Source organism: Parabacteroides vesiculifaciens, assembly GCF_049860805.1.
Classification (GTDB): Bacteria; Bacteroidota; Bacteroidia; order Bacteroidales; family Tannerellaceae; genus Parabacteroides.
Map to the genome: position 1 here is coordinate 2,238,459 of NZ_CP187555.1, position 24,455 is coordinate 2,262,913.

General features: G+C 49.4%; 23 protein-coding genes. 8 read left to right on the top strand and 15 right to left on the bottom strand.

The features are described from left to right. The first annotated feature begins 155 nt into the window (after positions 1 to 155). Positions 156 to 509 (top strand): hypothetical protein, encoded by a 354-nt coding sequence (locus tag ACPYIV_RS09085; protein WP_293740491.1) that lies wholly within the window; start codon positions 156 to 158, stop codon positions 507 to 509. 75 nt (positions 510 to 584) lie between these two features. Further along, positions 585 to 1,619: a TQO small subunit DoxD gene (locus ACPYIV_RS09090; RefSeq protein WP_425886382.1), complete on the top strand. Its 1,035-nt coding sequence runs from the start codon at positions 585 to 587 to the stop codon at positions 1,617 to 1,619. A gap of 121 nt (positions 1,620 to 1,740) precedes the next feature. On the opposite strand, the gene ACPYIV_RS09095 is transcribed toward ACPYIV_RS09090, so the two are convergent. Then, positions 1,741 to 2,256, bottom strand: a complete 516-nt coding sequence (locus ACPYIV_RS09095; RefSeq protein ID WP_425886383.1) for a DsbA family protein — start codon at positions 2,254 to 2,256, stop codon at positions 1,741 to 1,743. A gap of 114 nt (positions 2,257 to 2,370) precedes the next feature. On the opposite strand from ACPYIV_RS09095, the gene ACPYIV_RS09100 reads away from it, so the two are divergent. Then, positions 2,371 to 3,582 carry a DUF763 domain-containing protein gene (locus ACPYIV_RS09100; RefSeq protein WP_425886384.1) on the top strand — a complete coding sequence of 404 codons (1,212 nt, stop codon included), beginning with the start codon at positions 2,371 to 2,373 and terminating at the stop codon, positions 3,580 to 3,582. Positions 3,583 to 3,620: 38 nt separating this feature from the next. Here ACPYIV_RS09100 and ACPYIV_RS09105 read toward each other — a convergent pair whose 3' ends face one another. From ACPYIV_RS09105 to ACPYIV_RS09170, 14 genes are all read right to left on the bottom strand, one after another. After that, a complete protein-coding gene (locus ACPYIV_RS09105; protein WP_425886385.1) occupies positions 3,621 to 4,055 on the bottom strand; it encodes a hypothetical protein in 435 nt (144 codons plus the stop codon). Between the two features lie 10 nt (positions 4,056 to 4,065). Continuing rightward, complete coding sequence (locus ACPYIV_RS09110) at positions 4,066 to 5,793, bottom strand: tetratricopeptide repeat protein (RefSeq protein WP_301704356.1); 1,728 nt, start codon at positions 5,791 to 5,793, stop codon at positions 4,066 to 4,068. A gap of 574 nt (positions 5,794 to 6,367) precedes the next feature. Continuing rightward, complete coding sequence (locus ACPYIV_RS09115; protein WP_425886386.1) at positions 6,368 to 7,591, bottom strand: ABC transporter permease; 1,224 nt, start codon at positions 7,589 to 7,591, stop codon at positions 6,368 to 6,370. Between the two features lie 9 nt (positions 7,592 to 7,600). After that, complete coding sequence (locus tag ACPYIV_RS09120) at positions 7,601 to 8,791, bottom strand: ABC transporter permease (RefSeq protein ID WP_425886387.1); 1,191 nt, start codon at positions 8,789 to 8,791, stop codon at positions 7,601 to 7,603. A 6-nt stretch (positions 8,792 to 8,797) separates the two neighbouring features. Then, on the bottom strand, positions 8,798 to 9,796 hold the full coding sequence (locus ACPYIV_RS09125; RefSeq protein WP_293732216.1) for an HlyD family secretion protein: 999 nt from the start codon (positions 9,794 to 9,796) through the stop codon (positions 8,798 to 8,800). An 18-nt stretch (positions 9,797 to 9,814) separates the two neighbouring features. Continuing rightward, positions 9,815 to 11,248, bottom strand: a complete 1,434-nt coding sequence (locus tag ACPYIV_RS09130; RefSeq protein ID WP_293732217.1) for a TolC family protein — start codon at positions 11,246 to 11,248, stop codon at positions 9,815 to 9,817. Between the two features lie 74 nt (positions 11,249 to 11,322). After that, on the bottom strand, positions 11,323 to 12,528 hold the full coding sequence (locus ACPYIV_RS09135) for an MFS transporter (protein ID WP_301704862.1): 1,206 nt from the start codon (positions 12,526 to 12,528) through the stop codon (positions 11,323 to 11,325). A 421-nt stretch (positions 12,529 to 12,949) separates the two neighbouring features. After that, positions 12,950 to 13,483, bottom strand: a complete 534-nt coding sequence (locus ACPYIV_RS09140; RefSeq protein WP_293732219.1) for an FHA domain-containing protein — start codon at positions 13,481 to 13,483, stop codon at positions 12,950 to 12,952. Positions 13,484 to 13,618: 135 nt separating this feature from the next. Then, entirely contained in the window at positions 13,619 to 15,166 is a 1,548-nt protein-coding gene (locus ACPYIV_RS09145; RefSeq protein ID WP_293732220.1) for a hypothetical protein, read from the bottom strand. Between the two features lie 68 nt (positions 15,167 to 15,234). Continuing rightward, the gene (locus tag ACPYIV_RS09150) at positions 15,235 to 16,257 is read right to left on the bottom strand and encodes a hypothetical protein (protein ID WP_301704860.1); all 1,023 of its coding nucleotides are present in this window, start codon (positions 16,255 to 16,257) and stop codon (positions 15,235 to 15,237) included. Between the two features lie 28 nt (positions 16,258 to 16,285). Beyond that, a complete protein-coding gene (locus ACPYIV_RS09155) occupies positions 16,286 to 17,362 on the bottom strand; it encodes a FimB/Mfa2 family fimbrial subunit (protein WP_425886388.1) in 1,077 nt (358 codons plus the stop codon). 49 nt (positions 17,363 to 17,411) lie between these two features. Continuing rightward, the gene (locus ACPYIV_RS09160) at positions 17,412 to 18,272 is read right to left on the bottom strand and encodes a hypothetical protein (RefSeq protein WP_293740345.1); all 861 of its coding nucleotides are present in this window, start codon (positions 18,270 to 18,272) and stop codon (positions 17,412 to 17,414) included. A 1,141-nt stretch (positions 18,273 to 19,413) separates the two neighbouring features. After that, positions 19,414 to 20,292 (bottom strand): NAD kinase, encoded by an 879-nt coding sequence (locus ACPYIV_RS09165; protein WP_293732224.1) that lies wholly within the window; start codon positions 20,290 to 20,292, stop codon positions 19,414 to 19,416. A gap of 31 nt (positions 20,293 to 20,323) precedes the next feature. Then, the gene (locus tag ACPYIV_RS09170) at positions 20,324 to 20,983 is read right to left on the bottom strand and encodes a CBS domain-containing protein (RefSeq protein ID WP_425886389.1); all 660 of its coding nucleotides are present in this window, start codon (positions 20,981 to 20,983) and stop codon (positions 20,324 to 20,326) included. An 85-nt stretch (positions 20,984 to 21,068) separates the two neighbouring features. On the opposite strand from ACPYIV_RS09170, the gene ACPYIV_RS09175 reads away from it, so the two are divergent. The 5 genes from ACPYIV_RS09175 to ACPYIV_RS09195 all read left to right on the top strand — a co-directional run bounded on the left by ACPYIV_RS09175 (position 21,069) and on the right by ACPYIV_RS09195 (position 24,447). After that, a complete protein-coding gene (locus ACPYIV_RS09175) occupies positions 21,069 to 21,782 on the top strand; it encodes a pyridoxine 5'-phosphate synthase (protein ID WP_293732226.1) in 714 nt (237 codons plus the stop codon). 31 nt (positions 21,783 to 21,813) lie between these two features. Next, a complete protein-coding gene (locus ACPYIV_RS09180; RefSeq protein WP_293740348.1) occupies positions 21,814 to 22,524 on the top strand; it encodes a MotA/TolQ/ExbB proton channel family protein in 711 nt (236 codons plus the stop codon). A 2-nt stretch (positions 22,525 to 22,526) separates the two neighbouring features. Next, on the top strand, positions 22,527 to 22,937 hold the full coding sequence (locus ACPYIV_RS09185; protein WP_293732228.1) for an ExbD/TolR family protein: 411 nt from the start codon (positions 22,527 to 22,529) through the stop codon (positions 22,935 to 22,937). 102 nt (positions 22,938 to 23,039) lie between these two features. Next, the gene (locus ACPYIV_RS09190) at positions 23,040 to 23,894 is read left to right on the top strand and encodes an energy transducer TonB family protein (protein WP_293732229.1); all 855 of its coding nucleotides are present in this window, start codon (positions 23,040 to 23,042) and stop codon (positions 23,892 to 23,894) included. 7 nt (positions 23,895 to 23,901) lie between these two features. Next, positions 23,902 to 24,447 (top strand): DJ-1 family glyoxalase III, encoded by a 546-nt coding sequence (locus ACPYIV_RS09195; protein WP_293732230.1) that lies wholly within the window; start codon positions 23,902 to 23,904, stop codon positions 24,445 to 24,447. Positions 24,448 to 24,455 lie beyond the last annotated feature (8 nt).

Here is a 24,455-nt window from a genome sequence, read left to right on the forward strand (position 1 = left end):
ATAGCAAAGTCCTTGCAATCGTGGATTGCAAGGACTTTTTTTATTAATTAGGGTGCATAAACATAAAAAACATATAGAAATTCAAAACAAAATAAAACATCGATTGTTATATTATAGAACAAAAACAGTTTCCACGAAAAATGCAACTTCAATAAATGATAGCATCTAAAACAGGTAAACATTTAGCTGGCTTCATCCTATACCCGATGATGCTCTTCTTATTGCTCTCCTGCCCTACCAAAAGGGAACTTAAGCAGATGATGAATATTCCTTTGCGAACAGTCAAAGTCGAGAGTTGCAATAATGTGCGCAAAACCTGTTCCTTTGAAGCCCCTGCTCCCGATAAGGAGCAAAACAATCCTCAATATATACCTTTGTATGGTCTCTCTACGACCGGTGCACAGATATGTTTGTCTTCTACAACAGCCCAGTCCGGGCAAGTAAGGCGAAACACGGATGTATTCATACAGCAATCGCTGTTCATCTGCTATCGTAAACTAATTATTTAGAAGTCTATCCAAGACAAATTACCTTCACGAAAAAGACTCAAATAAATTAGTACACTTACAAAAACATTAAGAAACATGATAAATCAGAATAAGCAAGAGATGCTCGATGCATACTCTATAGCCGGTCTATTTACCCTTTCATTGCGGCTGGTAGTCGGATGGACCTATTTTTCGGTTTTTTGGAGACGTCTCGTCTTAGAGAATAAACTGATACCAGACGTCCCCGGTTATATCGGAGAGAAATTCAACCATTTCCTTCCTAACGCCTTTGGTATAAAGCCGATGATCGAGTACCTGGTATCGACACCGGATGTCCTCTGGTGGGCAATGGTCATATTTACCATTATAGAAGGAATCGTCGGGCTATTGATCATGCTTGGTTTCTTCACCCGCCTAATGAGTATCGGGGTTTTCAGTTTGGCGACCGGCATTCTGCTGGGATCGGGCTGGTTGGGAACGACCTGCCTCGACGAATGGCAGATCGGGATATTGGGAGCCACTGCGGGTTTCACGATCTTCCTGTCAGGAGGTGGGAAATACTCACTCGATTACCTGTTACTTCGTAAGATACATGCGCTACGCAACCGGTCATGGCTTGTGTGGCTGACTTCCGGAGCACTACCGTTAAGGGCCGGTACGCTCGGCAAGGTTGCCGGGGCAGGAGCTTTCGCCCTTTTGTTTGTGTCGCTTGCGACAAACCAAATCTTCCACAACGGGGTGTGGGGGAAGTTGCATAACAAATCGGTAAAACCTAAGATTGAAATATCAGATGCAAGTATACAAGACGGCAAGTTGTCCTTTACGGTCTACCGTGTTGAAGGGGCGGATGTATATGGTTCTTTCCTGATCGGCATTACGTTGAAAGACAAGAACGGCAATGTGGTTGTGGATAAGGATGCAGAAGCATTGTCGCACTTTCCGGTATCAGACATTCAAAACAAGTACATAGCCAAGGTCGCACCGGGCAAGCACAGCTTGGTCATTCCGCTCGGGAGCAAAGCCAATCTGACGATCAGTGACAACTCTATAGCTGGTCTGCCGAAAGGGCAATACGAATTGCTTCTAACGGATGTCAGCGGCATCACCTGGCAAACGGATCTTAGATACTAACATACCATTTTCCCTAAAAGAAGAGGCTTAATACTCATCTCTTCAGAGATTAAGCCCCTTTTTTCTTCACACTAACCCTTTTTTCCTCACACTAACCCTTCTTGCCAATGCCCTATGCGTCTCACTTGACAAGAGACTTCAGATATTCAGGGAACTCGTTGGTCATCCAGTTACCCTCGTACACTTGTCCGTTCACAAAGAATGTCGGTGTACCTTCCACTCCCGCCTTATTGCCGGAGTCATAGTCTTCCTGTACCTTACGGACGAAACGTTCTTGTCCGAAGTCTTCCTTAAACTTCTTGACATCCATATCGATAATACGGGCGTACTCGATCAGATGGGCATCATCGAGCTCTTTCTGGTTCTCGAACAGGATATCATGCATTTCCCAGAACTTATCCTGTGCCGAGGCAGTTTCGGCAGCGACGGCCGCATGTACGGCATAGGGGTGAAGTTCCTCCAACGGGTAGTTGCGAAAGACAAAGCGGATATTATCGCCCTGCTCTTTCAAGATATCCTTCATAATATGGAAAGCCTTCCCGCAATAAGAGCATTGAAAGTCGGCATACTCTACGATTTCTACCGGTGCACCGGCGGGGCCCAGGATATGATCCTTTTCAGTCACATGCATATTCATATTCATTATTATTTAGTTGATAATGAATAAAGAACAGCACTTTCACCCCGTTTGTTCCGAATATTATACATTCGTTGTAGAACGTTAATTCTCTTTTTGCTTAACTTAGCAGCGATGAAAAGAGGATATGCAGATCTGCCGCTCCATTATGGGACCGTCCCCCCCTGGCTCGCCCAGCGTATGTGCCTGTTGGGGGGCGCCATTGTAGAAGCGATCGTTATGGAATATGGCCGTATGGCGTTGCTGCAACGACTGAGCGATCCGTTCTGGTTCCAGTCGCTTGGCTGCGTGTTGGGGATGGACTGGCATTCGTCCGGCATCACCACGTCGGTTATGAATGCACTGAAGAAGGCGATTAACAGGCGATCGGAAGAGTTGGGCGTGTATGTCTGTGGTGGACGGGGCAAGGCTTCCCTCCGTACCCCGGAAGAACTACTGGCGATCGCCGGCAGGACCGGACTGAACGGGGACGAACTTGTGAAACACAGCAGACTGTCGGCAAAGGTAGATAACACAGCCGTCCAGGACGGCTTTCAGTTGTACCTCCACTCTTTCGTTGTCACGAAGGAGGGAGAATGGGCAGTCGTACAACAGGGAATGAATCCGAACGAACGTATGGCAAGGCGTTACCACTGGCTCTCCTCCTCCCTCCGCTCCTTTATGGAGGAACCGCACACATCCGTCTGCGGCCGAAACCAGGGACAGATCCTGAACCTGACAGACCGGCATGCCACCCCGACCAAAGAAGGCATCCTCGAACTCACGAAAGAGACGCCCGACAAACTTATGCGTGAAGTCTCGCTCATCCTGCCCCGCCACCACGAGGTAAAAGCGGAAGACGTCAACCTCAAACGCTTAGGCACCGCCCTGATCCTGGCCCACGAGACTAATGTCGCCGATATGGAATCCCTCCTCCTGCTCGAAGGCATCGGTCCCCGGACCCTCCAATCGCTTACACTGGTGAGCGAGGTGATCCACGGCACCCCCTCCCGCTTCTCCGACCCAGCCCGCTTCTCTTTCGCACACGGCGGGAAAGACGGCCATCCCTTCCCCGTCCCGACGAGCGTGTATGACGAGACAATCGAGGTGTTTAACAAAGCGATCCGGCAGGCACGCCTGGGAGACAAGGACAAGTCGGAGGCATTGAAGAACCTCTCCATCCTCTCACAAGAGATGGAGAAAGGGTACACCCCCAACAACTATTTCGACAAACTGATCGAGCACGAACGTAGCAGCTCCTACAAGTATGGCGGCAAGACCGTCTACGGGGATGCCCAAAAGCCGAAAGGAAAAGGCGGAACCCAACTAAGCCTTTGGGACGAATAAGCAGGCTATGTTAAAGCCCGTATCTTAGCAGAGGCAGTCTATTTCCTGACCAAGGTATATTTGTAACCCGTCTCCGAGCAGTCCTGCAGGATAAGAGTATCTCCTTTGATAAACACAGGATAAGCCGGGTTGGTTTCATAGAACACATCCATCAGATAGGCTTCGTAGCCCGCTCCCGTATCCGCCTTGCGCCAGTTCAGCACTCCCGGTTCAGCCTTGCCGTCCTCCGTCCAGACATACCGATCGCCGGCAAACTCGATGAAGGTATTTTCATATTCGCAAAACTCACGGGCGTTCTGGCCACTTACCAGTTCCCACTTGCCGTCGACCTGTGCCTTGATCTCCGGCAGTTCCTTATCGTATAAGGTTATATTCATTTTCTCCGCCTGCTGCTTCCTGCTGCTATGATAAGCGAAGCCAAACAGAAGGATAGAGATAAACAACAACGGCAATACAATCTTCTTATTCTTCATACCCCCTCCTTTATTTACAATGCTCCTTTATCAACTTCTCAGCGAGCGGATCACCCAGTTCTTTTGCTTTGTTGAAGGCTTCGCAGGCTTCTGCTTTCTTCTCCAAACGGACGTAGCAGACACCCCGAAGACGGTAGCATGCCCCGAAGTCAGGAGCGATCGCGATAGCTTTCTCAATGCTCTTCAAGGCATCTTCATACTTCTGCTGGCGGACATAGACCGAAGCTTCCTCGGCATAGAAGTCAGGCGTGTCGGGACTTGCCTGGATAGCCGCCTGGATATCCTTTAAAGCCCCCTCCAGGTCACCGGCGCGAAACTTGGCCTGTTCGCGCAGATAGAAGAAGTTCGGGAGCACCTGCCCCCCGACCAGGGTATAATAGAGATCATAGTCGGCGACAGCCTCGGCATATTGTGCCAGACGCAGGCGCCAGTCGATCCGTTCCAGCACATAAGCGGCAGCCTCGGCATTCATCGTTGCCCCACATTTCTCGACCGCCTTGTCGAGCAAGCTGATCACGTCACCTATATTGAAGCCGGTAATCCTTTCCTTCGCCTTTGCAGCGAGGTAGTAGGAAGAAGCAGAGGCGATATCGCTGTCGTTGACAATCATATATTCATTGAACGCCTGTTCGAACTCTCCTTTGTTAAAGAGGATGTCCGCCTTTAGCTGATGGTAGGCAGGCAGGTTGTCGGCCTCGATCGCCTTGTCGAGCGCTTCCATAGCAGCAGCAATTGTCCATGCGGGATCAGTCAGTGTGCTGTCGGCCGAGGCCACGTTGTAAATTAACTTGGCCTGGTTATACCAAAGATCCCCTTTTTTGTCGCTATACTTGGATGCCGTCTTGACGTCATCCAACGCCTTTTGCAGGTAATCTGCCTCTTCGGCAGGCGAGCCAGCCAAGGCTGCCCGATTATAGGCATAGAGGTCGGACCGGTTCAGGTAACCGTCGGGTGCATCCGGGAAGGTGGCGATAAAGTCATTAACCGTCTCGAGGCGCGCCTTCACGTCCTGCGCGCCACCTATAAGATAGAGGGCGACGGTAGCCTGGTCCAGCTCCTTCGGCCATCCTTTCGGCAGATCGATGTTGCGGTATGCAGAGCTAAGATAATCGGCGGAACCGATTGCCAGGCTTGCCACATATCCGGCAGAGAGTCCATAGCAAACGTCCTTCTTGCCACCCGCATCCGCCTGTGCCAGCCCGAACACTTCACCATCGGGCGTCAGCAACGGAGCGTTAAGCTCATCCGCTTCCAACGGGATTGCCATCTTATAATACTTAAAGGGATCTTTGAGTTTGCTTACTTCGGTAATCGCGCCCGATTTGAAGGTGGCGTTCTTGCCGGTAGAGTATAGCAACAGAAAGGCATTCGTCCCGTTTGCCACCGGATCGGCAGCAATCGGCAGGAAAGCGGTCTTTTTAGGTACTTCGACCTGGAACTTCACGGCGTCATAGAGTTCGTCCGCTCCCTGGATATTCTTAACCGGGAACGTCTTTCCCTCGAAGTCCGTAACGGTCGCCTTCGAGGCTCCCTTGAACATATCGTATGCAGTGACTCCCTCGCCTGTTTCGGAGATAAAGAAACCGGTATTAGTCGCGAGCTTGTTGCCGTCCTTCCCGTAAGTGGTAATCGTAAAGACCGCCCTCTTGGCTTTATCCATCCATTTAGGAGCGTTTTTCTGTGCTGCCGCCGATAGACAGAGGCAGCTGATCAAGATTAAATGTAGTATTCGTTTCATTTTGTTATCATGTTATCAGATACAGGGTACAAATGTAACGATAAATACGGAACATCCTACCCCCGTTATAGAGTTTATTCGGGATGTTCTGTAAGTAAGGGTTACAAGTAGTTAGAGATTACCCGTCGGATCATCATTCGGTTAGGGCAACCGCACCAAATCCAGCAGTAACAATTTTTTATTTCTATGGAGAGAAAAACCCGTTTTTGTCCCGAATAATTCTTTCTTAAGTGCCTGCCGATTCTGTAATCGGTGTCAGTGATTTTATAATCAGTGGTTGTGATTATATAATTGCTGGCACTGATTTTATAATCACTGGCACTGATTATAGAATTGATAGGCATTCCGATATTTTTTATGCCTATATAGATAAGTTTTCTTGTAGCGGGGATAGATTATTCCTTATATTATGTAGTCCATAAGATCGTATTGCTTAAAAATGAATTTGATGCGGTCGCCCTGTCATTCGGTCGGATTCCGTAATATTCCGTTTAGTAAAGAAAATAAAATGGCTTTTTTGTCGAAGGACCATCGATAATGTTGTCGATGGTCCTTCGAAAGTATTGCCTTTATGTTAGCTACAACTCGCCGAGGCGTTCTTCGCCACCATTGTCACCCTTGTTTTCCCCTTTATCGCCTTCCGAATGTTATATCGGTACACCCAGCACGCCGCCACAAAATAAACCGCGCACTGTACCCACAGCGTAATATACTCGTGCCCTATCTCGCCCATCGAGGCTCCCATCGAGGTCAGTTTGACATAAGCCATTGTTGCCGGAGCTGCCGGGATGAGGTAATGCGCCAGTTGCCAGTACCAAGGCATTAGCTCCATCGGATAGGAAATGCCGGAGAGGAACAGTAGGCCGACAGAGAAGAAGGGGATCATCAGAGGCGGCATTTCGGAGTCCGTGAAGAACAGGGATGCCGTAAGCCCGAAAAAGCTGGTCGCCATCAGGAAAGGGATCATCAGCATAATGATATGCAGGTGTGAACCGAGATCCGGAAGACCGAAGGCCAAGGGGAGCAGCCCCAAGAGGAAGAGGGTGAAGACCACATACAGCATACTGTAGGTAAACGTCTTGCCGATCACCACATTCGCCATCTGCCCGAATGAGAGTTTCACCGGGTTGCCGGCATACCGGACAATCGTGCCGCTGTGCCGTTCGCCGCCACTTATCGTACCGATCAGCATCATGAGGATCTGGAAGATGATCACGATAAGGACGGCAGGGATCAGGTATGTGCCATAGCCCTCGGTCGGGTTGTAGAGGATCGTTCCGACAACAGTGATGGGCTGCGCGGAAGCTAACTTCGGGGCAGCTTGTTGAGGCAGGAAGACGAGCATCTCCGGCCGGTAGCCCTCGTTCAACGCCAACATGGAACCGGCCGAGGCTTCCTCGATGGAGAGGTAGTAAAGGAAGGTGATCGTCGTCTCGTACATAACAAAGACAGACTGTTCGCCACGCGACACGCGGTCCTCAAAGTCGTCCGGCAGATATAGGATGCCGGCAGCCCGGCCCGTCTTCATCATCTCGCGGGCTTCGGTGTAGTCGGCAGCCGTAGCCGTGACACCGACCTGCGGGGTGGCGTCGAGCAAACGGGTGTACCGGCGGCTCAACTCGCTGCGGGAGTGGTCGACGACGACGACCGGGACTTTGCGGACCACATTGGGCGCGTACATATAATTATAGAGCAAGCCGTAAACAAAGATGCCGCCCATCAGCACGAGCAGGATCGCATAGCTGTGGGTGATCGTCTTGAACTCTTCGCGTATAACTGTTATTACATTCATATTCATATTTCTTTTTCAGGAAAGGAGATGGCTCCATTTCGCTTCGTTCTCAATCGCTTTCTTCAAACGGGGCAACAGCAGCAACGCGGGAAGGAGGAAGGCGAGCAGCGCACTGTAATTCACCCATGTGTAAGCAAAGCCGTAATCGCCATAGAGCAGGTTCTGGCAGATCTCGGTAAAGTGGCGGACGGGAAACAAAAAAGAGCTGTAGTAGACCGGCGCATACATCGATTCCACCGGGAAGGTTACCCCTGCCAACGTAGCCCCCAGCGACCCGATCATCGACACGATGCTAATAACGATACCGAGCACGGGAAAGAGGGAAAAGATAAACAGGGCCAGCGCTTGTGTCGACATCACAAACAGGATCGCCGTCAGGTTGAGCGGCCAGAAGCCGCACGCGAAGGGGATGTGCAAGAGGCCGAACATCACGTAGTTCTCCAATACGCTCATCAGGCTGAAGATGATGGTATAGGGCAATAGTTTCCCCGCCACCGCCGTCACGATATTTCCGCCTGCCGCCGAGAGCCACTCCCTACCTGTACCGAACTTGATCTCGCTGCCGACGGCATAGAGCGTCGTCAGCAGGACAATGATCTGGAAGAACACGAAGAAGAAGGGGTTGCTGAGAAAGACCGAGTAATCCAGGTCGGGGTTGAACAAGGGGTGGTTGCTGGCGGTGACGGGCAAGAGGAAGCTGGTGATCTGCTCCTCCCCGATCCCAAGGGCGGTGGCTTGCATCACGACCGGGTCCATCGAGAGCTGGCCGAGGACGGTGGCGAACGCGCCGTTCACCTCACCGCCTACGCTCAGGAGGGCATAGTGGTAGTAGTAGGCAAGCGTAGCCTGCCGTCCGGCGATGGCGTCCGCCTCGAAATTGGCCGGGATAACGAGGTAGCCGTATATCTCCTTCGCCTGGGTGGCGCGGCGGGCGGCCTCCTGGTCAGCGTAGTGGCGGGTGACTTTGAAGGTCGGGACCGCCGCCACTGTCCGGCTGACTTCGCGTGAGAGCGACGTCTGGTCCTGGTCGACAATGCCGACGGGTATGTTCTCCATCTGCCCGTCCCCGAAGATCGTGGACATGAAGAAGATGCAGAATAGCGGCAGCACGATGCACACCCCGAAGTACAGCCGCCGCGACACCATCCGGTCGAGCTCCCGCCGGACGACGGTTCGAAAGGCGTTATGTTTATTTGTTTCGCTCATTGTTAATTACTTATCTACATCTTTTAGATTGACTAATACCGACATTCCGGGACGAAGGCCTTCCACCCGTTTGACAGGCAGGGCATGTATCTCGAACGTGCGGAGATCGTAGCTGCCCGTCTGCTTGGTCGATTTCCAGGTGGCAAAGCTACCTAAGGGGCTGACATAGTTTATCTTGAACTCGATATCCTTCTTATCGACCGCCGGAACATCGGCAACGAACGTCCCTCCCATCGGGAAGAGCGGCAGGCGGTCTTCACGTACGTTCAGTACCACATGCACGTCGTCGAGCACCACTAAGTTCATGATGGGCATCCCAGCTCCGACAAGTTCACCGCGTTTCGGAAAGATAGTCGAGATCTGCCCCGACTCCGGAGCGGTCAGCCGGGCGTCCTGAAGGAGGGCGGCGACCTCTTCGACCGTGCCTTTGGCGGCGTTCACCAAGGAGCGGGCACTCTCCTTGTCCTGTATCTGGGCGCCGTCGAGCGCCATCTGATATTGGTTCCAGGCTGCCCGCTCACCGGCAACGGCGGCCTCATACAAGGCTTTCACCTCATCGCGGCGTTGCGACGAGACGACGCTGTCCTTATACAGGGCCTCGATGCGGTTGTAGGTGGTCTTTGCCAATTCGAGGTCCGACTTCGACTTGTTCCAGAGCTGCTGGACAGTGGCAATGATCTGCTTGCGCGTTCCCTCGTCCACCTTCTGGTTCTGGAAACGGGCGATGTTCTCCAGGGCGTTCACCTGCTGATACTTGGCGAGAGCCTCGGGACTGTTGATGACGACAAGGGTGTCGCCCGCCTTGACATATTGCCCTTCCTTTACGAGAAAAGTGTCGATACGGCCGGGCAGCTTGCCGGAGATGCGTATCTCGGTCGCTTCAATCTGTCCCTGCAAGATCACAGGTTTATTCTTTAGCAGGAGCATGCCTGCAAACGATATGATGGTTACGGCGGCCAACACTACGATGAATGAGATCGCCAGGTATTTTTTCGATTTGTCCATGACTATACGGTTTAATGTTTATAAGATCTCTGTTTTACCGTCCATCCGGTATTGGTGAAAGGCTTCGGGAATGCCACAAATGGACAGGAGGTTGGCAAGCGCCACGTCGTACTGGTAGTAGGCGAGCAGGAAGGCGGTCTTCACCTTCGAGAGCACCACTTCGGCATCCACCACGTCTGACGAGGTGGCCATCCCTTCCTTGAAAGACTTCTCACGGATGCGGACCAGTTCATTGCTCATCTCTAATGTCGTGTTAAGCGCCTTCACGTTGTCCATCGCGTTCTGCATCTGCGAGTAGAACTTGTCCACCCCTACCTGCAAGTCGGTAACGGCCTTCTCTTTGCCGATGGCGAGCGACTGGCTGGTCAGGCGCGCTTGCCGGATTTTCTTCTCACGGTCGAGGCCGTCGAAGATGTTCCAGGTAAAGCCAACGCCGATCATCGTGCGCGGCATGAGGTATTTGTCGAGGCCGTCGGCATAGAGCGTCTGCTTGCCGATAAGGGCGATGTTGGGGAGGTAGCCTGTACGGCCTATCTTCAACTGGTTGTGGGCGATGCTCTCCTGTAGTTTAAGCTGGTTCACCAAGTAGTTGTTAAACGGGATCATCTCCTTGAAGTAGCCGGCCGAAGGGATGCTCTCGTTGATAAAAAGGGAGGTTGTTGTGCGGATCTCCTGTTCCTCCCCTACGTTGATGAGGCTCTTGAGGGCCTGGCTGGCGACCTCGAGGTCCTTGCGGGCGGATTCGAGTTCGCGTTTCGCCTCCTCCATGCTGACCTGGGCAACAAGGCGTTCTGCCCGGTTGATCATGCCTTGTTGTTCGAGTTTCAATGCCTGGTCGTAATGGGTCTTGAGGGAGTTGTAAGTCTCGGTCTTCACCTCGACGACACGTTGGCCGAGGCGCAGGCCGAAATAGCTTTCGATCAGCAACGCCTGTTGGTTCGCGCTGACCTGCTCACGGTTGACTTCGGCGACCGAAACGAGCGTCTTGCCGATCTTGCCGGCATAGATGCGTTTGCCGCCGGTAAAGAGGGGCCAGGTCAGGTTGGCATCGATCGTCGTTACGTTTTGCGAGATGAGGGGCAGCGTTAATGTGTTCTGTCCGATCTTATCGAGAAGGGAGGAGATGAACTGGTCGTTGGGGAGGATGGAATGGACATACTCTTTCGCCGGATCGGTAAACTGGTTCAGGGACTGGCGTACCTCGACCGGGTTCGACATATGCACATAGGCTCCCGCGGCACTGATCGTGGGGTACCAGAAAGCGTTGAGCTTTTGCTGTTCGTTCTTCGCCAGCTCCACTTCTTTTCCGGCTATACGGAGGCTCTTGTTCTCGCTTTGCAACAGCGTAAGGGATTGCTCGAGCGACAAGTCCATCGTCTCTGTCTGTCCGGAGGCAAAGGCAGGTAAAAGCCACAACAGGGCAATGCTGAAGTGCGTAAAGTTATACATCATAAATGCGTCTTTGTTTAGTTTGTGCGAAATTTATGATGTATAACAAGGCGACCGCCTTTATTGTTCCCTTGCTCCTATCCTTTCTTTTTAAGGTCAGGCAGGAACCAGGTGACCAATCCGATGAGGGGCATATAGCCGCAGACGTTATAGACCGCCTCTATCCCGTAACGGTCAGCCATGTTTCCCAGCACGGCCGATGCGATCCCCGCCACCCCGAAGGCAAAGCCGAAGAAGAGGCCGGAGATCAGCCCCAATTTATAGGGTAGCAATTCCTGTGCGTACACTAAGATCGCCGGGAATGCGGACGAGAGCGTCAGGCCGACGCAGAAGCTCAGCACCGCCGTCAGGTAGAGGTTCTCCACATGGGGCATGATAAGGGTGAAAGGCGCCGCTCCCAAGATAGAAGCCCAGATCACGTACTTACGCCCTACCCGGTCGCCGATCGGTCCGCCCAACAGCGTCCCGATTGCCGTTGCGATCAGGAACACGAACAGGTAAAGTTGGGAGGCTTGCACGCTGACGCCGAACTTATGGATGAGGTAGAAGGTATAGTAGCTGTTCAGGCTCGCCATATAGATGTACTTGGAGAAGATCAGAATCAGCAGGATCGTTATCGAGAAGACGGTCTTTCCCATCGGCAGGGGTGTTTGTATGTGCACCTTCGCCGTCACCCCTTCCGCTCTCTTCAGACGGAGCAGCAGGCCTTTGTACCAATGTCCGACGGGGATCATCACCATAATCGCGATAAAGGCAAGGATCGAAAACAAAGCGATATGCCGTCGCCCGTAGGGAGCGACAAACACGGCGGCAAGCAGCGGTCCCAATGAGCCGCCTAAGTTTCCCCCGACCTGGAAGAGCGACTGTGCCAATCCCCGTTTCCCGCCCGATGCCAGCGACGTCAACCGGGAAGCCTCCGGATGGAACACCGACGAGCCGATCCCCACCAACGCGACCGAGCATAGCACAAACGGCAGCGTGTTGGCAAAGGCCAGGCTCAGTAACCCCACGAGCGTAAAGCTCATCCCTACCGGCAGCGACCATGCCGACGGCCACCGATCGAAGAACAACCCTGTCAATGGTTGGCACACGGATGCTGCCGACTGGTAGACAAGTGTTATCAAACCGATTTGGGCAAAACTCAACCCCAAATCATCCTTAAATAGTGGATAGACAGCCGAGATAACGGACTGTAGCGTGTCATTCAAGCAGTGACATATACTCAAAGCGACCAGTACGCGGAAGGTGATCCCCGTTGTGGCCTGTACCCTGTTCTGTTCCATTAATTAACCTTATTGCCTCTTTCGATTGCAAAAGTACATATAAATCAGCGAAACGACGGTAGGATTGTTCGAAATAACCGAATTAACACTTACATTTTAATAAGAGAGGGAGGCTATCGGCTAATTAATAGGTAATTAAGGCATATCCGGACGGAATGAGCGAAACCCTTATTCAATATCTTTATGGTTCTTTACGTAAAAGGGCGTGAGCCAAACTGGATATAGCTTGTTCTATACTCGAAGTCTAAAACAAAAAGCATGAATAATGATTCTTTATCTTAGTGTACTGCACCGGAGCTGAAAAGGCTTCTGTACGTCCATCTCTCCCGAAACCTACGCCAAATTCCCCCTATCTCCCTTATCGCCCTGATGTATGGAGGTCGGTTCGCTCCGGGCAGTATCTAAGATTTTATCGCATGGTCTACTCTTTTTCCCCTCCCGGTTCGTGAAGGATGAAGGTCGTCGCACCGATCGTTACAATGGCGCCTTCTTCGATCCGTATCTGTTCTTTCTTCCCGACAAGGACGTTGCACAGGAATGTCCCGGTAAGGCTTGGGAAATCGCGCAATGTGTAAACGAGCTTTCCTTCCTTGTCTTCCTTTACATTAATAATACAGTGTTTACGGCCCATGCTGGGGTCGCTCGTGATGATGGGGACGTCGACTCCGTCGGTGTCTTTGTTGCGGCGGCCGATCACGTTGTCGCCCATGACAAGGGGCAGTTCTTGCTTGAAGCCGAACGTGTTCTCGATTACCGTGATATAGCCGCAGGAGAAGTCGGGTTCTTTCACTTCTTTCTCCTGGCCGCTCTCGTTACGAACGACTTTGCGTCCTAACTTGATCTTAAACTGTGAACCGCATTGAGGACAGACAAACGCCAGCACTTTCCCTTCCGGGTATTTAGTCTCGTCAAAACCGATCTGGTTGTCGCACTTGGGGCAGAAAACTCTCTTCATATCTTATTATTGGATCTTGTCATATATCTTTGGACAAAGATACGGTTTTTCCCTTACATAACACAAAGACAGCACAGTTCTGCGGCTATCCTGCAAATCCGTGCCATCCGTATGCAAAGGTTACGGCCTTCGCGTTCAATAGGCCGCCGGCGTGCTCCACCCGCCCGACAGCGACAGGTTGTCGATGCCTAACAACGGCAGGTTGACCGGAACCGTGACGGTTATATTCTTCACCGGGGCAAGAACGACCTTTAAAGTGGTGTTCAACAGGGGGCCTAAGATAGGAATGCCGGTCAGAATGTCATCTATATTGGCAATGTCTCCAATCCGGACGGAGAGCGAAAGGGAGTGGGCTCCGTCTGTCTGCGTCGTATAGGATTTCAGGCCGAGGTCAAGGAACGAATAGTTCGATTTATACCGTTTGTTCGAAGGGACCGATGCCTGTATGGGGTCCGTGATATTAACAAACGTCCCGTTCAGCAGCAGGGAGCCGTCGACCACATTGTCCACCAGCAGGCCGCCGACAAGCGTATTACTGGACACCTGTATCTTGCGGACGTCGAACACGCCGTTCAACCCTCTTATCAGGATGTCTTTTTCATCGTACGAACTGGCGGAGGTGAAACCGTATTGGAACAAGTGGTCGCCCGTATAGTAGTCCTTGACCGTGAGGTTCAGATCCATCGTCTTCGGGAAGTTGCGTATGGTGACAATAGCGTTACCGGCTGTCGCATTGTTCCACGGGTTCAACAAGGCTCCTAACCCGGACAAGGCTCCTTGTTGGTTGGCATTGCCGGTCAGGACAAGCCCGATCTGGTTGACCAACTGCTGGAGCAGGATGTCGTAAAGGACATTGGTGACGGGGATAAGCAAGACGCTGGCAAATGCGTTCACCGCGTTATCCAGGCCGCCGACTAAGGTAAGGAGCAACGTCCCGATTCCCGGCTGGTTCAAGGCGGGCTTCAGGAGGTCGGGCAGGAGATTGTTCACCTGGTTCTGGATGATGTTCTTATAGCCGATCTGTGTGACGATATTGTTCGTCAGCTTGTTCAGGGCAGTCTGGGCATCCACGAAGTTACGGTGCAGGTTCAGCATCCCGACCACCCGCTGGAGCAGGACGTAGGGGTTCGGGTTGGTGTCCGAGAAAGCCACTTTCGACCAATAGTACTCGGAAGTATCTGTAAAGGGGGCGTTCGGCAATACGATGCGTGCATCGGTCATTTGCCCCTGGAAGTTTGTCAACACATCTGCATAGACCGTGCCGCCCGATGTGGCCACAGGGAATAAGTTTTTCTCGACATTTCCCAAGAACACGGCTGTATAACTTCCTTTCGGCAACGTGTCTTTTACGGCGGCAAGCGGCCAGACCGTATATCCGGAAGTCGAAAGGACGACCTTCTCTTTCACGAACGTGCCGGCCGAGTTATAGATAACATAACGCAGGTTGCGTATGCGCAGGTCGGCCCCGGTGATAGCGGTTTTCGTCTCTCCCCACCCGGTAGTGAAGTCGGCGACGAAGTAGCCTTCCGGCACATCGCCTGTACTTCCGGTGCTTTCCTCTTCTTCGGGAGCGGGCAGGACCTCCGCCGCCTCTTCCAGTTCATTACTGCAACTAAAGGCGGTGACCGCAAGCAGCATACCGATTACCACCGGTAATATGTTTATCTTTCTATTTGCTCTCATCCTGTCTATATATATTATAATGTTATTGTAACCCATATCATAAGGTCATTCTAACCCGCATAACAAAGCTATTGCAACCCGTCCCATGCATTGTCATCGAGGTTGATATTCTCGCTCCATTGGAACCCGAAGTTGATGTTTACATAATCGCCGGCAACCTTTACCCAATGGTTGGGCGTAAACGTAATCCGGTTACCGGACACGACACCTGGATTATCCGCAATCTTAACCGTATAGCGGTCTGTCACGGTTCCATATTTCAAATCCAAATAAAACAATGTCTTACGTGCATCCATCGTCGGCAACATATACAAGTTAAATGTAACCTTCCCGCTCTGTGGAGACAGTGTCACAAGTGATTTGACACCCGTATCGCCCGCCGTCTGCCATAGCAAAGGTGTCCCGTCCAATGCCCGCGTCGCCGTAACCAACTGCTCCGCTGCCAATGTCACAGTCGTTACATAAGCCGGTATATTCGATACAGTCAGCGTAAATCCGCATACAATACGCTTCAACTCCCCATGCACGCTATTGATCTGGCTGGTCTTGAACGTATTTCCCACCACAGCCGCATCCTTATAGCCTACCCCGATACAGGAAAAAAACTCGGGTATCACCGTCGGGTTAACAGGCTTCAGATACATATTCGCCTGTGTTGCGCTCCCTGTCGCTCCTATATCGAACCGGCGGCTTCCCCACGACTGGTTGGCAAAGTTATAGTCCACCTGGTTATACCCAATTGCCATTATCTGGTAGCTCGACTCCGGAAGCAGATTCAGTTTGGTGGAGATGGAGGGATAAGAACTCACATCCACCTGCTTCGCATGCTCGTAATCCGGGACAAAGTTAGCCGGATCGTTGCTCAAACTCTCATCCGCTTTACGAAACGGCAGGATAAGTATCCTGTTCACGGAGATAGTGGCATCGCCGGGAGCTTTCGTTTGTCCCGAAATGTCATTAATAATATCGAAACGCACAGATACAGATTCGTCCGGCCGCATCGATAACACCTCTTCTTTCGAGCATCCGGCCAACCCTACAGCCCAACTGATCCCAATTAAAAAACAAAACAGACGACTCATCTTTTCCATACTATCTGTGCGTTGTCAATTTATATCCTTATTGAATAACCAGATTATGAATCAACTCCCATGCCGGGCTGATTGTAATCACTATATTCTGATCCGTCAGCAAGTCAACCGGAGCATCATCGTCTCCCGGATCACCCGGCTCGCCTGTAGTCGTATTGGCTTTCGCTTTCATACCCAATGAATAGAAATGGTTAGCCTGGATGTCGAATGTCGTCAGGTTACCTGAACTGTCTTTCACAACCCACTCTTTGATAACAGTACCGTCAGCCGTATAAAGCCCTAACGTCAGGGTGACACCGCTTACCGGGATCAGGAACAAACCTCCCAACTGCGAATTAGGGACTTTCACGACACCCGCACCAGACAAATCGTTACCTGAATACACGCCGCCAACTACCGGCTGGGTAGTAAGATCAAGGTCGATAATCCGGAAAGGAGTGACAGCCGTATTGATACCGGAACCGGAGGTCAGGTTAACTTGTTGGTTGACATTATTTACAGTCAGGCGCAGATACTTCACGGCCTGTCCATCCAATGTCTGGGGTACATTTTTAAAATATCCTAAAACACCTGCCACCTTACGAATCATCTCGATGCTCACACGGGCACCTCCTTTATCCGATATCTGTGCGGCTGCGAAACCTGAGAATATCTCCGATTCATTGCCCGAAGCCGTAACCGAAGCAATCACATTTTCAAATTTCACAGAGCCCGACATGGCCGGTAGAGTAAACATATCAGATGCATCACGTCCTACTGCCAGAAATTTATAATCACCTGCCGGTAACTTATCTGCGTCTGCTACTGCATAGCGTTTGAAAGAAGTCCCGACTGTCCAATCTGAAATAGTAAAGGTCTTAGCCCAATAGTAGTTTGTTGCATCAGTCGACACAAATGCATAGACTTTCACATCCGTCACATTCTGAGTAGCTTCCTGACTGTACACAGCCCCTTTCGTATCCTTTCCGTCACTCAGTTTATTGACTGCCGAAATCTCAAACACAACATTTCCATCGTAGCCCTCCACATCCGGGGTTACTTCGTCTTCACTGGAACACGCCGCCATCAACATGGTGAACACTGCTCCCATCATAAAATACTTCATAACAAAACAAGCTTTAAATTAATAAAAGAGAAAACTAAAAAAAAGAAAATCAGATATCCAGGTGATGAATCAATGTCCACTCACCATTGATAAATGTCCATATTTCCCAGGAAGTCGTTTCGGGACTATAATCCACGGAGATGACAGATATTTTATTTCGTGATAATGTCACATTAAATTCCGGAAATTCTATTGCAGAATTTTTGTCGGTATTGTTCGGGTTAAAGAACCGGAGGTTTACTTTTGAATTTGTTCCGGTCACAGTCGGAGCCAGAAAGAACTGGTTTACCGGCAGCAAAGAGGCTGTCTTTACAACCCCGGTATTCCCCGCATACACAAAATGGGGATCAACGGACTGGTAAACCGAGCTAACCTTTTCTTCCACATGCGTAAAGTCAGAAGGGAAATTATTGCAAACGAGCAGTAAATCCGCTTTTGCCCGTTTCATCATTACATCCGTAGTCTGAAAACCTGATGTAAAATCAAGAGTGGATGTCGCCATATACAGATCGGTCTGTTCGGAACCATTCGCATGCAGGATACGAGGGTCCGTATCTTGCGTTACGTTTCCCCAGATAGTCAGTTCATAGCGACCATCGGGTATATCGTTGAATGCAATCGTGTAAAACTGTGCGTCATCAATAACAGGAGTAAAAGAGGATGAATCAGCAACTTCACCGGTTAAAAGATTATGTAAGGAATAATGAATCGTACCCACAAAATCCCGAAACGGAAGAGTCTCATCTTTCCGGCTCAACTGCGGAATCTCACTGATATTTATATATTGTTTATCCTCGATGAATACTTTTACCGTAAATTGGGCGGGACATTCCTCCAAATCCTCTTTTATGCAGGAGCTAACCGACAACAATGAAACCAATACCCAAATATAAAATAGAATCCTGTTCATAACCTTTCTTTTCGTTTATTGCGATTAAACAGGGGTTTTCTAATATTTGTTTCAAAAAAACGACCACTTATTTCTTAAAAAACAACAGGTTATGCGACTTTAGCAATAATATAGGATTGTTATAGATATAACTGTTATTTTAAAGACAAAAGCCCAAACAAAACAGAACGAAAAATTGTATTTACATATTGAAGGAAAATCATGACTATCTGATTTGTTGCAAACACGTGCCATTCACTGTCAATTCGTTTTGTTTTGGACGTTTTTACTGACATGCATATTCTTGTTTTTATGCTTTTTAGCCAAAAGAGCGCTTGTTTTTATACCTTTTCCTTCAAATCATCTAAATGATTTTTCAAATGATCTGAATGCTTTAGGAAAAACATTTGGATGTTTCAGGCAAACCATGCGGATGAATCCGCAATATCATTTAGATGATTTTGCCGGACGGACTGTAACAAAGCAAAAAAGGGGTGTGTAAAGGCTCTCGAAAGGCCCTAAAAAACTATTTTTACATCTCATACGCCCTATAAGGAAGACATTTCGTGATTGACGTTTTGACAGAAATCCGCCCTTTGGACCGACATTCCTATTCATTCTTCTGCACCATTCCGGTTTTCCGGAGACAGAAAAATACTTTCTGGTGACCCTGCGAACAAAATGACAATCGTAAACCCGATCTCCTTGTCCTGTTTGCAAACATTTTGGCAAATGGACGCATACGGACGAATCTAAGGATGGTAAATTCGACATTTTGACAATTTGTTTATACGGATATGTACAACACCGAATGTTTTAGGAAAAACTTTGATCGGAAAGGACACATGCTTTCCGAAAAGAGGATGCATGCTTCTTGGAAAAAGGGCGCACCCTCTTAGAGCATCCGATAATTGAGCCGATATTCAATGAATATCAAGGAGCCGATATTTTCTCTATATAATTAGAAGAGCCCAATTATAGGCAAAAAAAAGGCTATCCATCACGGACAGCCAATCTTCATTGTTAACCTTAAATCTAATACCATGAAAAACACAGTGCAAATATATGCACTTTATGTTATGTAGCATACATTTTTGTTTGGAAATCTCATCTCGTTAACCAGATTTAACGAAAACATGCTACAAAACATAGTTTTTCATCCTTATTTCATTCTCGTATCGGCTCCCCACATGAGTTTTTCACGGAGAGTCTGATAAAAAGTATGATTGTACCGTTTGATCACTTTGGTTGTATAATCAGCTTTGCTCACCCGCAGTTGTATACCGGTAGGAAATATTTCGGAACGGCCGTCGAGAGCGATCAGAAAATATTTATTCCGGCTTTCCACCCCTAAAGTGATCGTAAAAGAATCCGGAATTACCAACGGACGGACATTCAGCGAATGCGGAGCCACCGGACTTAAGACCAGATTCTTACTTTGCGGAATTATAATCGGCCCATTCACGCTCATCGAATAGGCTGTCGAACCTGTCGGAGTGGATATAACCAAGCCGTCGGCCTGATAAGAAGTCAGATATTCCCCGTTAAGAGCTGTATGAATCGTAATCATGGAAGAGGTGTCCCGTTTTAAAATAGCGATTTCATTCAAGGCATAATTATAACCGTGAAACACCCGGTCTTCCGTATGAAGGCGAAGCAACGTTCGCTCCTCTATCTTATAGTAGTTTTTGAATAATTCATCCAACGTATCTTCGATATCATTGCTTGCCACATCTGCCAAAAATCCGAGACGGCCGGTATTGATCCCTAAAATAGGAATGTCCTGTTTATTCACCCGTGCAGCCGTGCGCAGGAATGTCCCGTCACCTCCCAGGCTTAACGCCACATCCAAATCGAACTCGTCGCTTGTCAGGATGCCTGATACCGGCGGTTCGTAATTCAATGCATCCGTAAGAAAGAGGTAAAAGTCACGGTCGACAAAAATCTCTGCCTCCAAAGAAGCCAGCTTTTCAAATAAACGCTTAATCACAAGTTGCTTGTCCGCCTGATATTCACTTCCGAAAACCCCAACCTTTTTCATCTCCAGTCTTTAATTTTCAATTTTCAATTTCCTATATGTTCATATAACGAACCAACTCTTCCATCCGCTGTTGCAACAGATCGTCCACCATCCCTTTTTCCATAAAATAATAGAGAACCGTATAATTAAAGCGTTCAAAACTACGGATCACAGGAGAAGCATCCTCCAGGTCAATCTTGATAATCAGGCGCAGCCGCCCGGTTATCTTATCCGTATTAGAGAGTAGGCTCAGGACATGCGCATTATTAGCCTCGATCAAGCGGGCCACATCCGTCAGTGAATAATCCTGGGGCATCACTTCCAACACGAAAACACTTCCGGCCGCATCGGCGTTGCAAAGCTCGGAAAGTATATCGATCAGTTTATCACGCGTAATGACCCCGCGGTATTCCCCCTCCAGATTTACGACCGGCAAAAGGCTCAACTGATAACGGGTCATCAATGCCAACGCTTCATAAATATGGGTATCTTCCTGAATACTTGGCGAAAGCAGTACCGGATCTCCGATAGTAGCAGCCGGATCAGGCATCGCCAACAGGTCTTTTTCCGAAACCAGACACCGATATATATTTTCGCTCAACAATGGCAGATGCTTTAACTTAAAATCGTCCATCAAAGCCAATGCGTATTCTCCAGTGTCAAAACTTTTTAACACCGGAAGTTCCTTCGTTATGAAATCTTTCACCAACATTCTTCTGTATATTCCCTAAATACTGCTAAATTTGCCGATACTTTTGTGCAAATGTAATGAAAGAAAAAAGATATAACGATATACGATGACAAATTTAAGTGTAAACATTAACAAGGTTGCAACCATTCGTAACGCACGCGGTGGCAATGTACCAAACGTATTAAAAGTAGCATTAGATTGTGAAGCTTTCGGTGCACAAGGGATTACCGTTCATCCCAGGCCGGACGAACGTCATATCCGGTACAGTGACGTATATGCCCTGAAACCGGAAATTAAAACAGAGTTTAACATAGAAGGTTATCCTTGCGAGAAGTTTATAGACCTGGTACTGAAAGTAAAACCGACGCAGGTGACACTTGTCCCGGATGCTCCCGATGCCATCACATCCAATGCCGGTTGGGATGTAAAAGCCCATTTCGAGCTGTTGAGCGAATTAGTCGATACCTTTACTTCACACGGCATCCGTACCTCTATATTTGTCGGGACGGATCTTGAAAACATCGAGTCGGCAGCTAAGACGGGAACCGATCGTATCGAATTATACACGGAACCTTATGCGACTCTTTATCCGGTAAATCGTGAAGAAGCAATCGCCCCTTTCATAGCCGCCGCCGGGCTTGCCAAAAACCTGGGACTGGGCGTAAATGCCGGTCATGACCTGAGCTTAGAGAATCTGGCTTATTTCCATCAAAACATACCGGGACTGGATGAAGTATCCATCGGGCACGCCCTGATCTGCGATGCTCTCTATCTTGGTTTGGAAGAAACAATCAGATCATACAAAGAATGCCTTCAATAATTTATAATTTATAATTTATAATTCATTAAATATGAGTATTTTACTTTCCCTACAAGCCGTAGGGGCACAAACAGCAGAACAGATGCCGGACCTCACGGCCGTTACAGCACCCACCGAAGCTGAAATCAATGTAATCGACCTGGCTTTCAAGGGAGGGTGGATTATGGTTGTCTTATTATTACTGTCGTTGATGGCATGTTATATATTTATCCAACGCCTGATGGTCATCCGCCGGGCCGGTAAAGAAGACGAGACGTTTATGAACCGTATCAAAGACTACATCCACGAAGGGAAAGTCGATTCGGCCCTGAACCTGTGCCGGAGCACCAACACTCCTTCCGCCCGTATGATCGAGAAAGGTATCACCCGCCTGGGACGTCCGATGAACGACGTACTGGTAGCAATCGAGAATGTGGGCAACCTGGAGATTGCCAAACTGGAAAAAGGATTTCCGCTGATCGCCACTACAGCTGCCGGTGCTCCAATGTTAGGGTTTCTCGGTACGGTGACCGGTATGGTCCGTGCTTTCTTCGATATGGCAAATGCAGGAACGAATGTAGACGTGTCCCTGCTGTCCGGAGGTATCTATGAAGCGTTGGTAACGACGGTAGGTGGTCTGGTAGTCGGTATCATCACGCTGTTCGCTTACAACTACCTGGTTTCGCAGGTAGACAACGTTGTGAACAAGATGGAAGCACGCACCATGGAATTTATGGACTTATTGAACGAACCTGCTAATTAATTATGGCTTTAAAACGAAGAACAAAAGTAAACGAAAGCTTCAGCATGGCATCTATGACGGACGTCATATTCCTGCTGTTGATTTTCTTTATGGTTACCTCAACGGTGGTCATTCCGAACGCCATCAAGGTGACACTCCCGCAGGCGCAAAAGCAGACTGCTGCCAAGCCGCTGACGCGTGTCACAATCGATGCGAATCTGAATTACTTCGTCGCTTTCGGTAACCAGCGGGAAAAACAGGTGTCTTTCGAAGAGATCACCCCGTTCCTGCAAGACAGTTATGCAAAAGAGCCCGAGATGTTTGTAGCTTTGTATGCTGACGAAACGGTCCCCTATAAGGAAATCGTGCGCATTCTGAACATCGCAAACCAGAATAAGTTCAAGATGGTGCTTGCCACAAGGCCAAATAGTTAAAAGTGGAAAGTTGAAAGTTGAAAGTGGCTTCGCGTCGCTATCTTTTTCACTTTCAACTTTCAACTCTCAACTTTCAACTTTCAACTTTCAACTTAAAAAATTATGAAGTTAAATAAAGATGACATATACGGTATAGCGGGTTCGGTGGCTTTCCACCTGTTCATTCTGCTGATTCTGGGGTTTACGGTCCTGAAGACTGTCGTTCCCGATGAGGACGGCGGTATTCTGGTGAACTTCGGGAATGTCAATGCGGCAGCAGGAACATTTGAGCCTAAATATACCGGACAGGAACCTCCTCAGGAAACGACTACTCCCCCTCCTCCCGTACCCGAACCGAAGGTTGAGACACCCAAGGAAGAGCTGGTAACGCAAGACATAGAGGAAAGCGTTGCGATCGAAGAAGCGAAGAAGAAAAAAGAAAAAGAAGAGCAACGCAAGAAAGAGGAGGAAAAGAAACGGAAAGAGGAAGCAGAAAAAGAACGCATCCGCAAGGAAGAGGCCGAGAAGAAACGTCTCGCCGAAGAACGCCGTAAGAAAGAGCAGGCCATCAGCAACAAGGTCGCAGGTGCTTTCGGCATGGGCAACCAGGAAGGGAACAGCCAGGGGGATGCAACATCCGGAACCGGCAACCAGGGTAGCCCGTTCGGTAACTCCGACCACGGAGCCAATGAAGGCGTGGGCGGCTACGGTTCGTTCAACCTGAACGGCCGTTCGATCGGTGCAGGAGGTCTTCCCCGTCCTGCCTACACGATCCAGGAAGAGGGACGAATCGTGATCAACATTACGGTAGATCCGAAAGGAAATGTTATATTTGCAGAAATAGGCAAAGGTACCAATATCGACAACGGTTCCATGCGCAAGAGTGCTCTGGATGCGGCCAAACGCGCCAAATTCAACAGCATCAGCGGGGCAAACAACCAGAGTGGCACGATCACCTATCTGTATAAACTAAAATAGAAATAAGATGAAGAAAGCAATTGTATTCTTAGCGAACGGTTTCGAAGAAATGGAAGCCTTAGGTACCGTCGATATTCTGCGTCGCGGAGGTATCGAAGTGACAACTGTTTCCATCACAACCGACCCGGTTGTCATTGGTGCACACAATGTTCCGGTCACAGCCGACACTACATTGGACAATGCCATATTAAACGATGCCGATGCCCTCATTCTCCCCGGAGGTATGCCGGGCGCATCGAACCTCAACAATTCGGAGGCTCTCAAAGAAGCATTGCTCCAGCAATACCGCGAAGGCCGTATCGTAGCAGCCATCTGTGCCGCCCCGATGGTATTGGGTGGCCTGGGATTATTGAAAGGCCGTAATGCGACCTGCTATCCGGGCTTTGAACCGAAACTGATCGGCGCGAATGTCACCGGTGAAGCCGTCGAAGTTTCCGACAACGTGATAACCGGCAAAGGCCCGGGATTAGTCATGAACTTCGGCCTCGCCCTTGTAGCAGCCATCAAAAACGATGCGGTTGCGGAAGAAGTCGCCGCCGGATTGCTTTTGTAAAATAACGA

Coding starts and splice junctions, on each gene's coding strand:
- ACPYIV_RS09085 (WP_293740491.1), top strand. CDS start 156: ATGATAGCATCTAAAACAGGTAAACATTTAGCTGGCTTCATCCTATAC.
- ACPYIV_RS09090 (WP_425886382.1), top strand. CDS start 585: ATGATAAATCAGAATAAGCAAGAGATGCTCGATGCATACTCTATAGCC.
- ACPYIV_RS09095 (WP_425886383.1), bottom strand. CDS start 2,256: ATGAATATGCATGTGACTGAAAAGGATCATATCCTGGGCCCCGCCGGT.
- ACPYIV_RS09100 (WP_425886384.1), top strand. CDS start 2,371: ATGAAAAGAGGATATGCAGATCTGCCGCTCCATTATGGGACCGTCCCC.
- ACPYIV_RS09105 (WP_425886385.1), bottom strand. CDS start 4,055: ATGAAGAATAAGAAGATTGTATTGCCGTTGTTGTTTATCTCTATCCTT.
- ACPYIV_RS09110 (WP_301704356.1), bottom strand. CDS start 5,793: ATGAAACGAATACTACATTTAATCTTGATCAGCTGCCTCTGTCTATCG.
- ACPYIV_RS09115 (WP_425886386.1), bottom strand. CDS start 7,591: ATGAATATGAATGTAATAACAGTTATACGCGAAGAGTTCAAGACGATC.
- ACPYIV_RS09120 (WP_425886387.1), bottom strand. CDS start 8,791: ATGAGCGAAACAAATAAACATAACGCCTTTCGAACCGTCGTCCGGCGG.
- ACPYIV_RS09125 (WP_293732216.1), bottom strand. CDS start 9,796: ATGGACAAATCGAAAAAATACCTGGCGATCTCATTCATCGTAGTGTTG.
- ACPYIV_RS09130 (WP_293732217.1), bottom strand. CDS start 11,248: ATGATGTATAACTTTACGCACTTCAGCATTGCCCTGTTGTGGCTTTTA.
- ACPYIV_RS09135 (WP_301704862.1), bottom strand. CDS start 12,528: ATGGAACAGAACAGGGTACAGGCCACAACGGGGATCACCTTCCGCGTA.
- ACPYIV_RS09140 (WP_293732219.1), bottom strand. CDS start 13,483: ATGAAGAGAGTTTTCTGCCCCAAGTGCGACAACCAGATCGGTTTTGAC.
- ACPYIV_RS09145 (WP_293732220.1), bottom strand. CDS start 15,166: ATGAGAGCAAATAGAAAGATAAACATATTACCGGTGGTAATCGGTATG.
- ACPYIV_RS09150 (WP_301704860.1), bottom strand. CDS start 16,257: ATGGAAAAGATGAGTCGTCTGTTTTGTTTTTTAATTGGGATCAGTTGG.
- ACPYIV_RS09155 (WP_425886388.1), bottom strand. CDS start 17,362: ATGAAGTATTTTATGATGGGAGCAGTGTTCACCATGTTGATGGCGGCG.
- ACPYIV_RS09160 (WP_293740345.1), bottom strand. CDS start 18,272: ATGAACAGGATTCTATTTTATATTTGGGTATTGGTTTCATTGTTGTCG.
- ACPYIV_RS09165 (WP_293732224.1), bottom strand. CDS start 20,292: ATGAAAAAGGTTGGGGTTTTCGGAAGTGAATATCAGGCGGACAAGCAA.
- ACPYIV_RS09170 (WP_425886389.1), bottom strand. CDS start 20,983: ATGTTGGTGAAAGATTTCATAACGAAGGAACTTCCGGTGTTAAAAAGT.
- ACPYIV_RS09175 (WP_293732226.1), top strand. CDS start 21,069: ATGACAAATTTAAGTGTAAACATTAACAAGGTTGCAACCATTCGTAAC.
- ACPYIV_RS09180 (WP_293740348.1), top strand. CDS start 21,814: ATGAGTATTTTACTTTCCCTACAAGCCGTAGGGGCACAAACAGCAGAA.
- ACPYIV_RS09185 (WP_293732228.1), top strand. CDS start 22,527: ATGGCTTTAAAACGAAGAACAAAAGTAAACGAAAGCTTCAGCATGGCA.
- ACPYIV_RS09190 (WP_293732229.1), top strand. CDS start 23,040: ATGAAGTTAAATAAAGATGACATATACGGTATAGCGGGTTCGGTGGCT.
- ACPYIV_RS09195 (WP_293732230.1), top strand. CDS start 23,902: ATGAAGAAAGCAATTGTATTCTTAGCGAACGGTTTCGAAGAAATGGAA.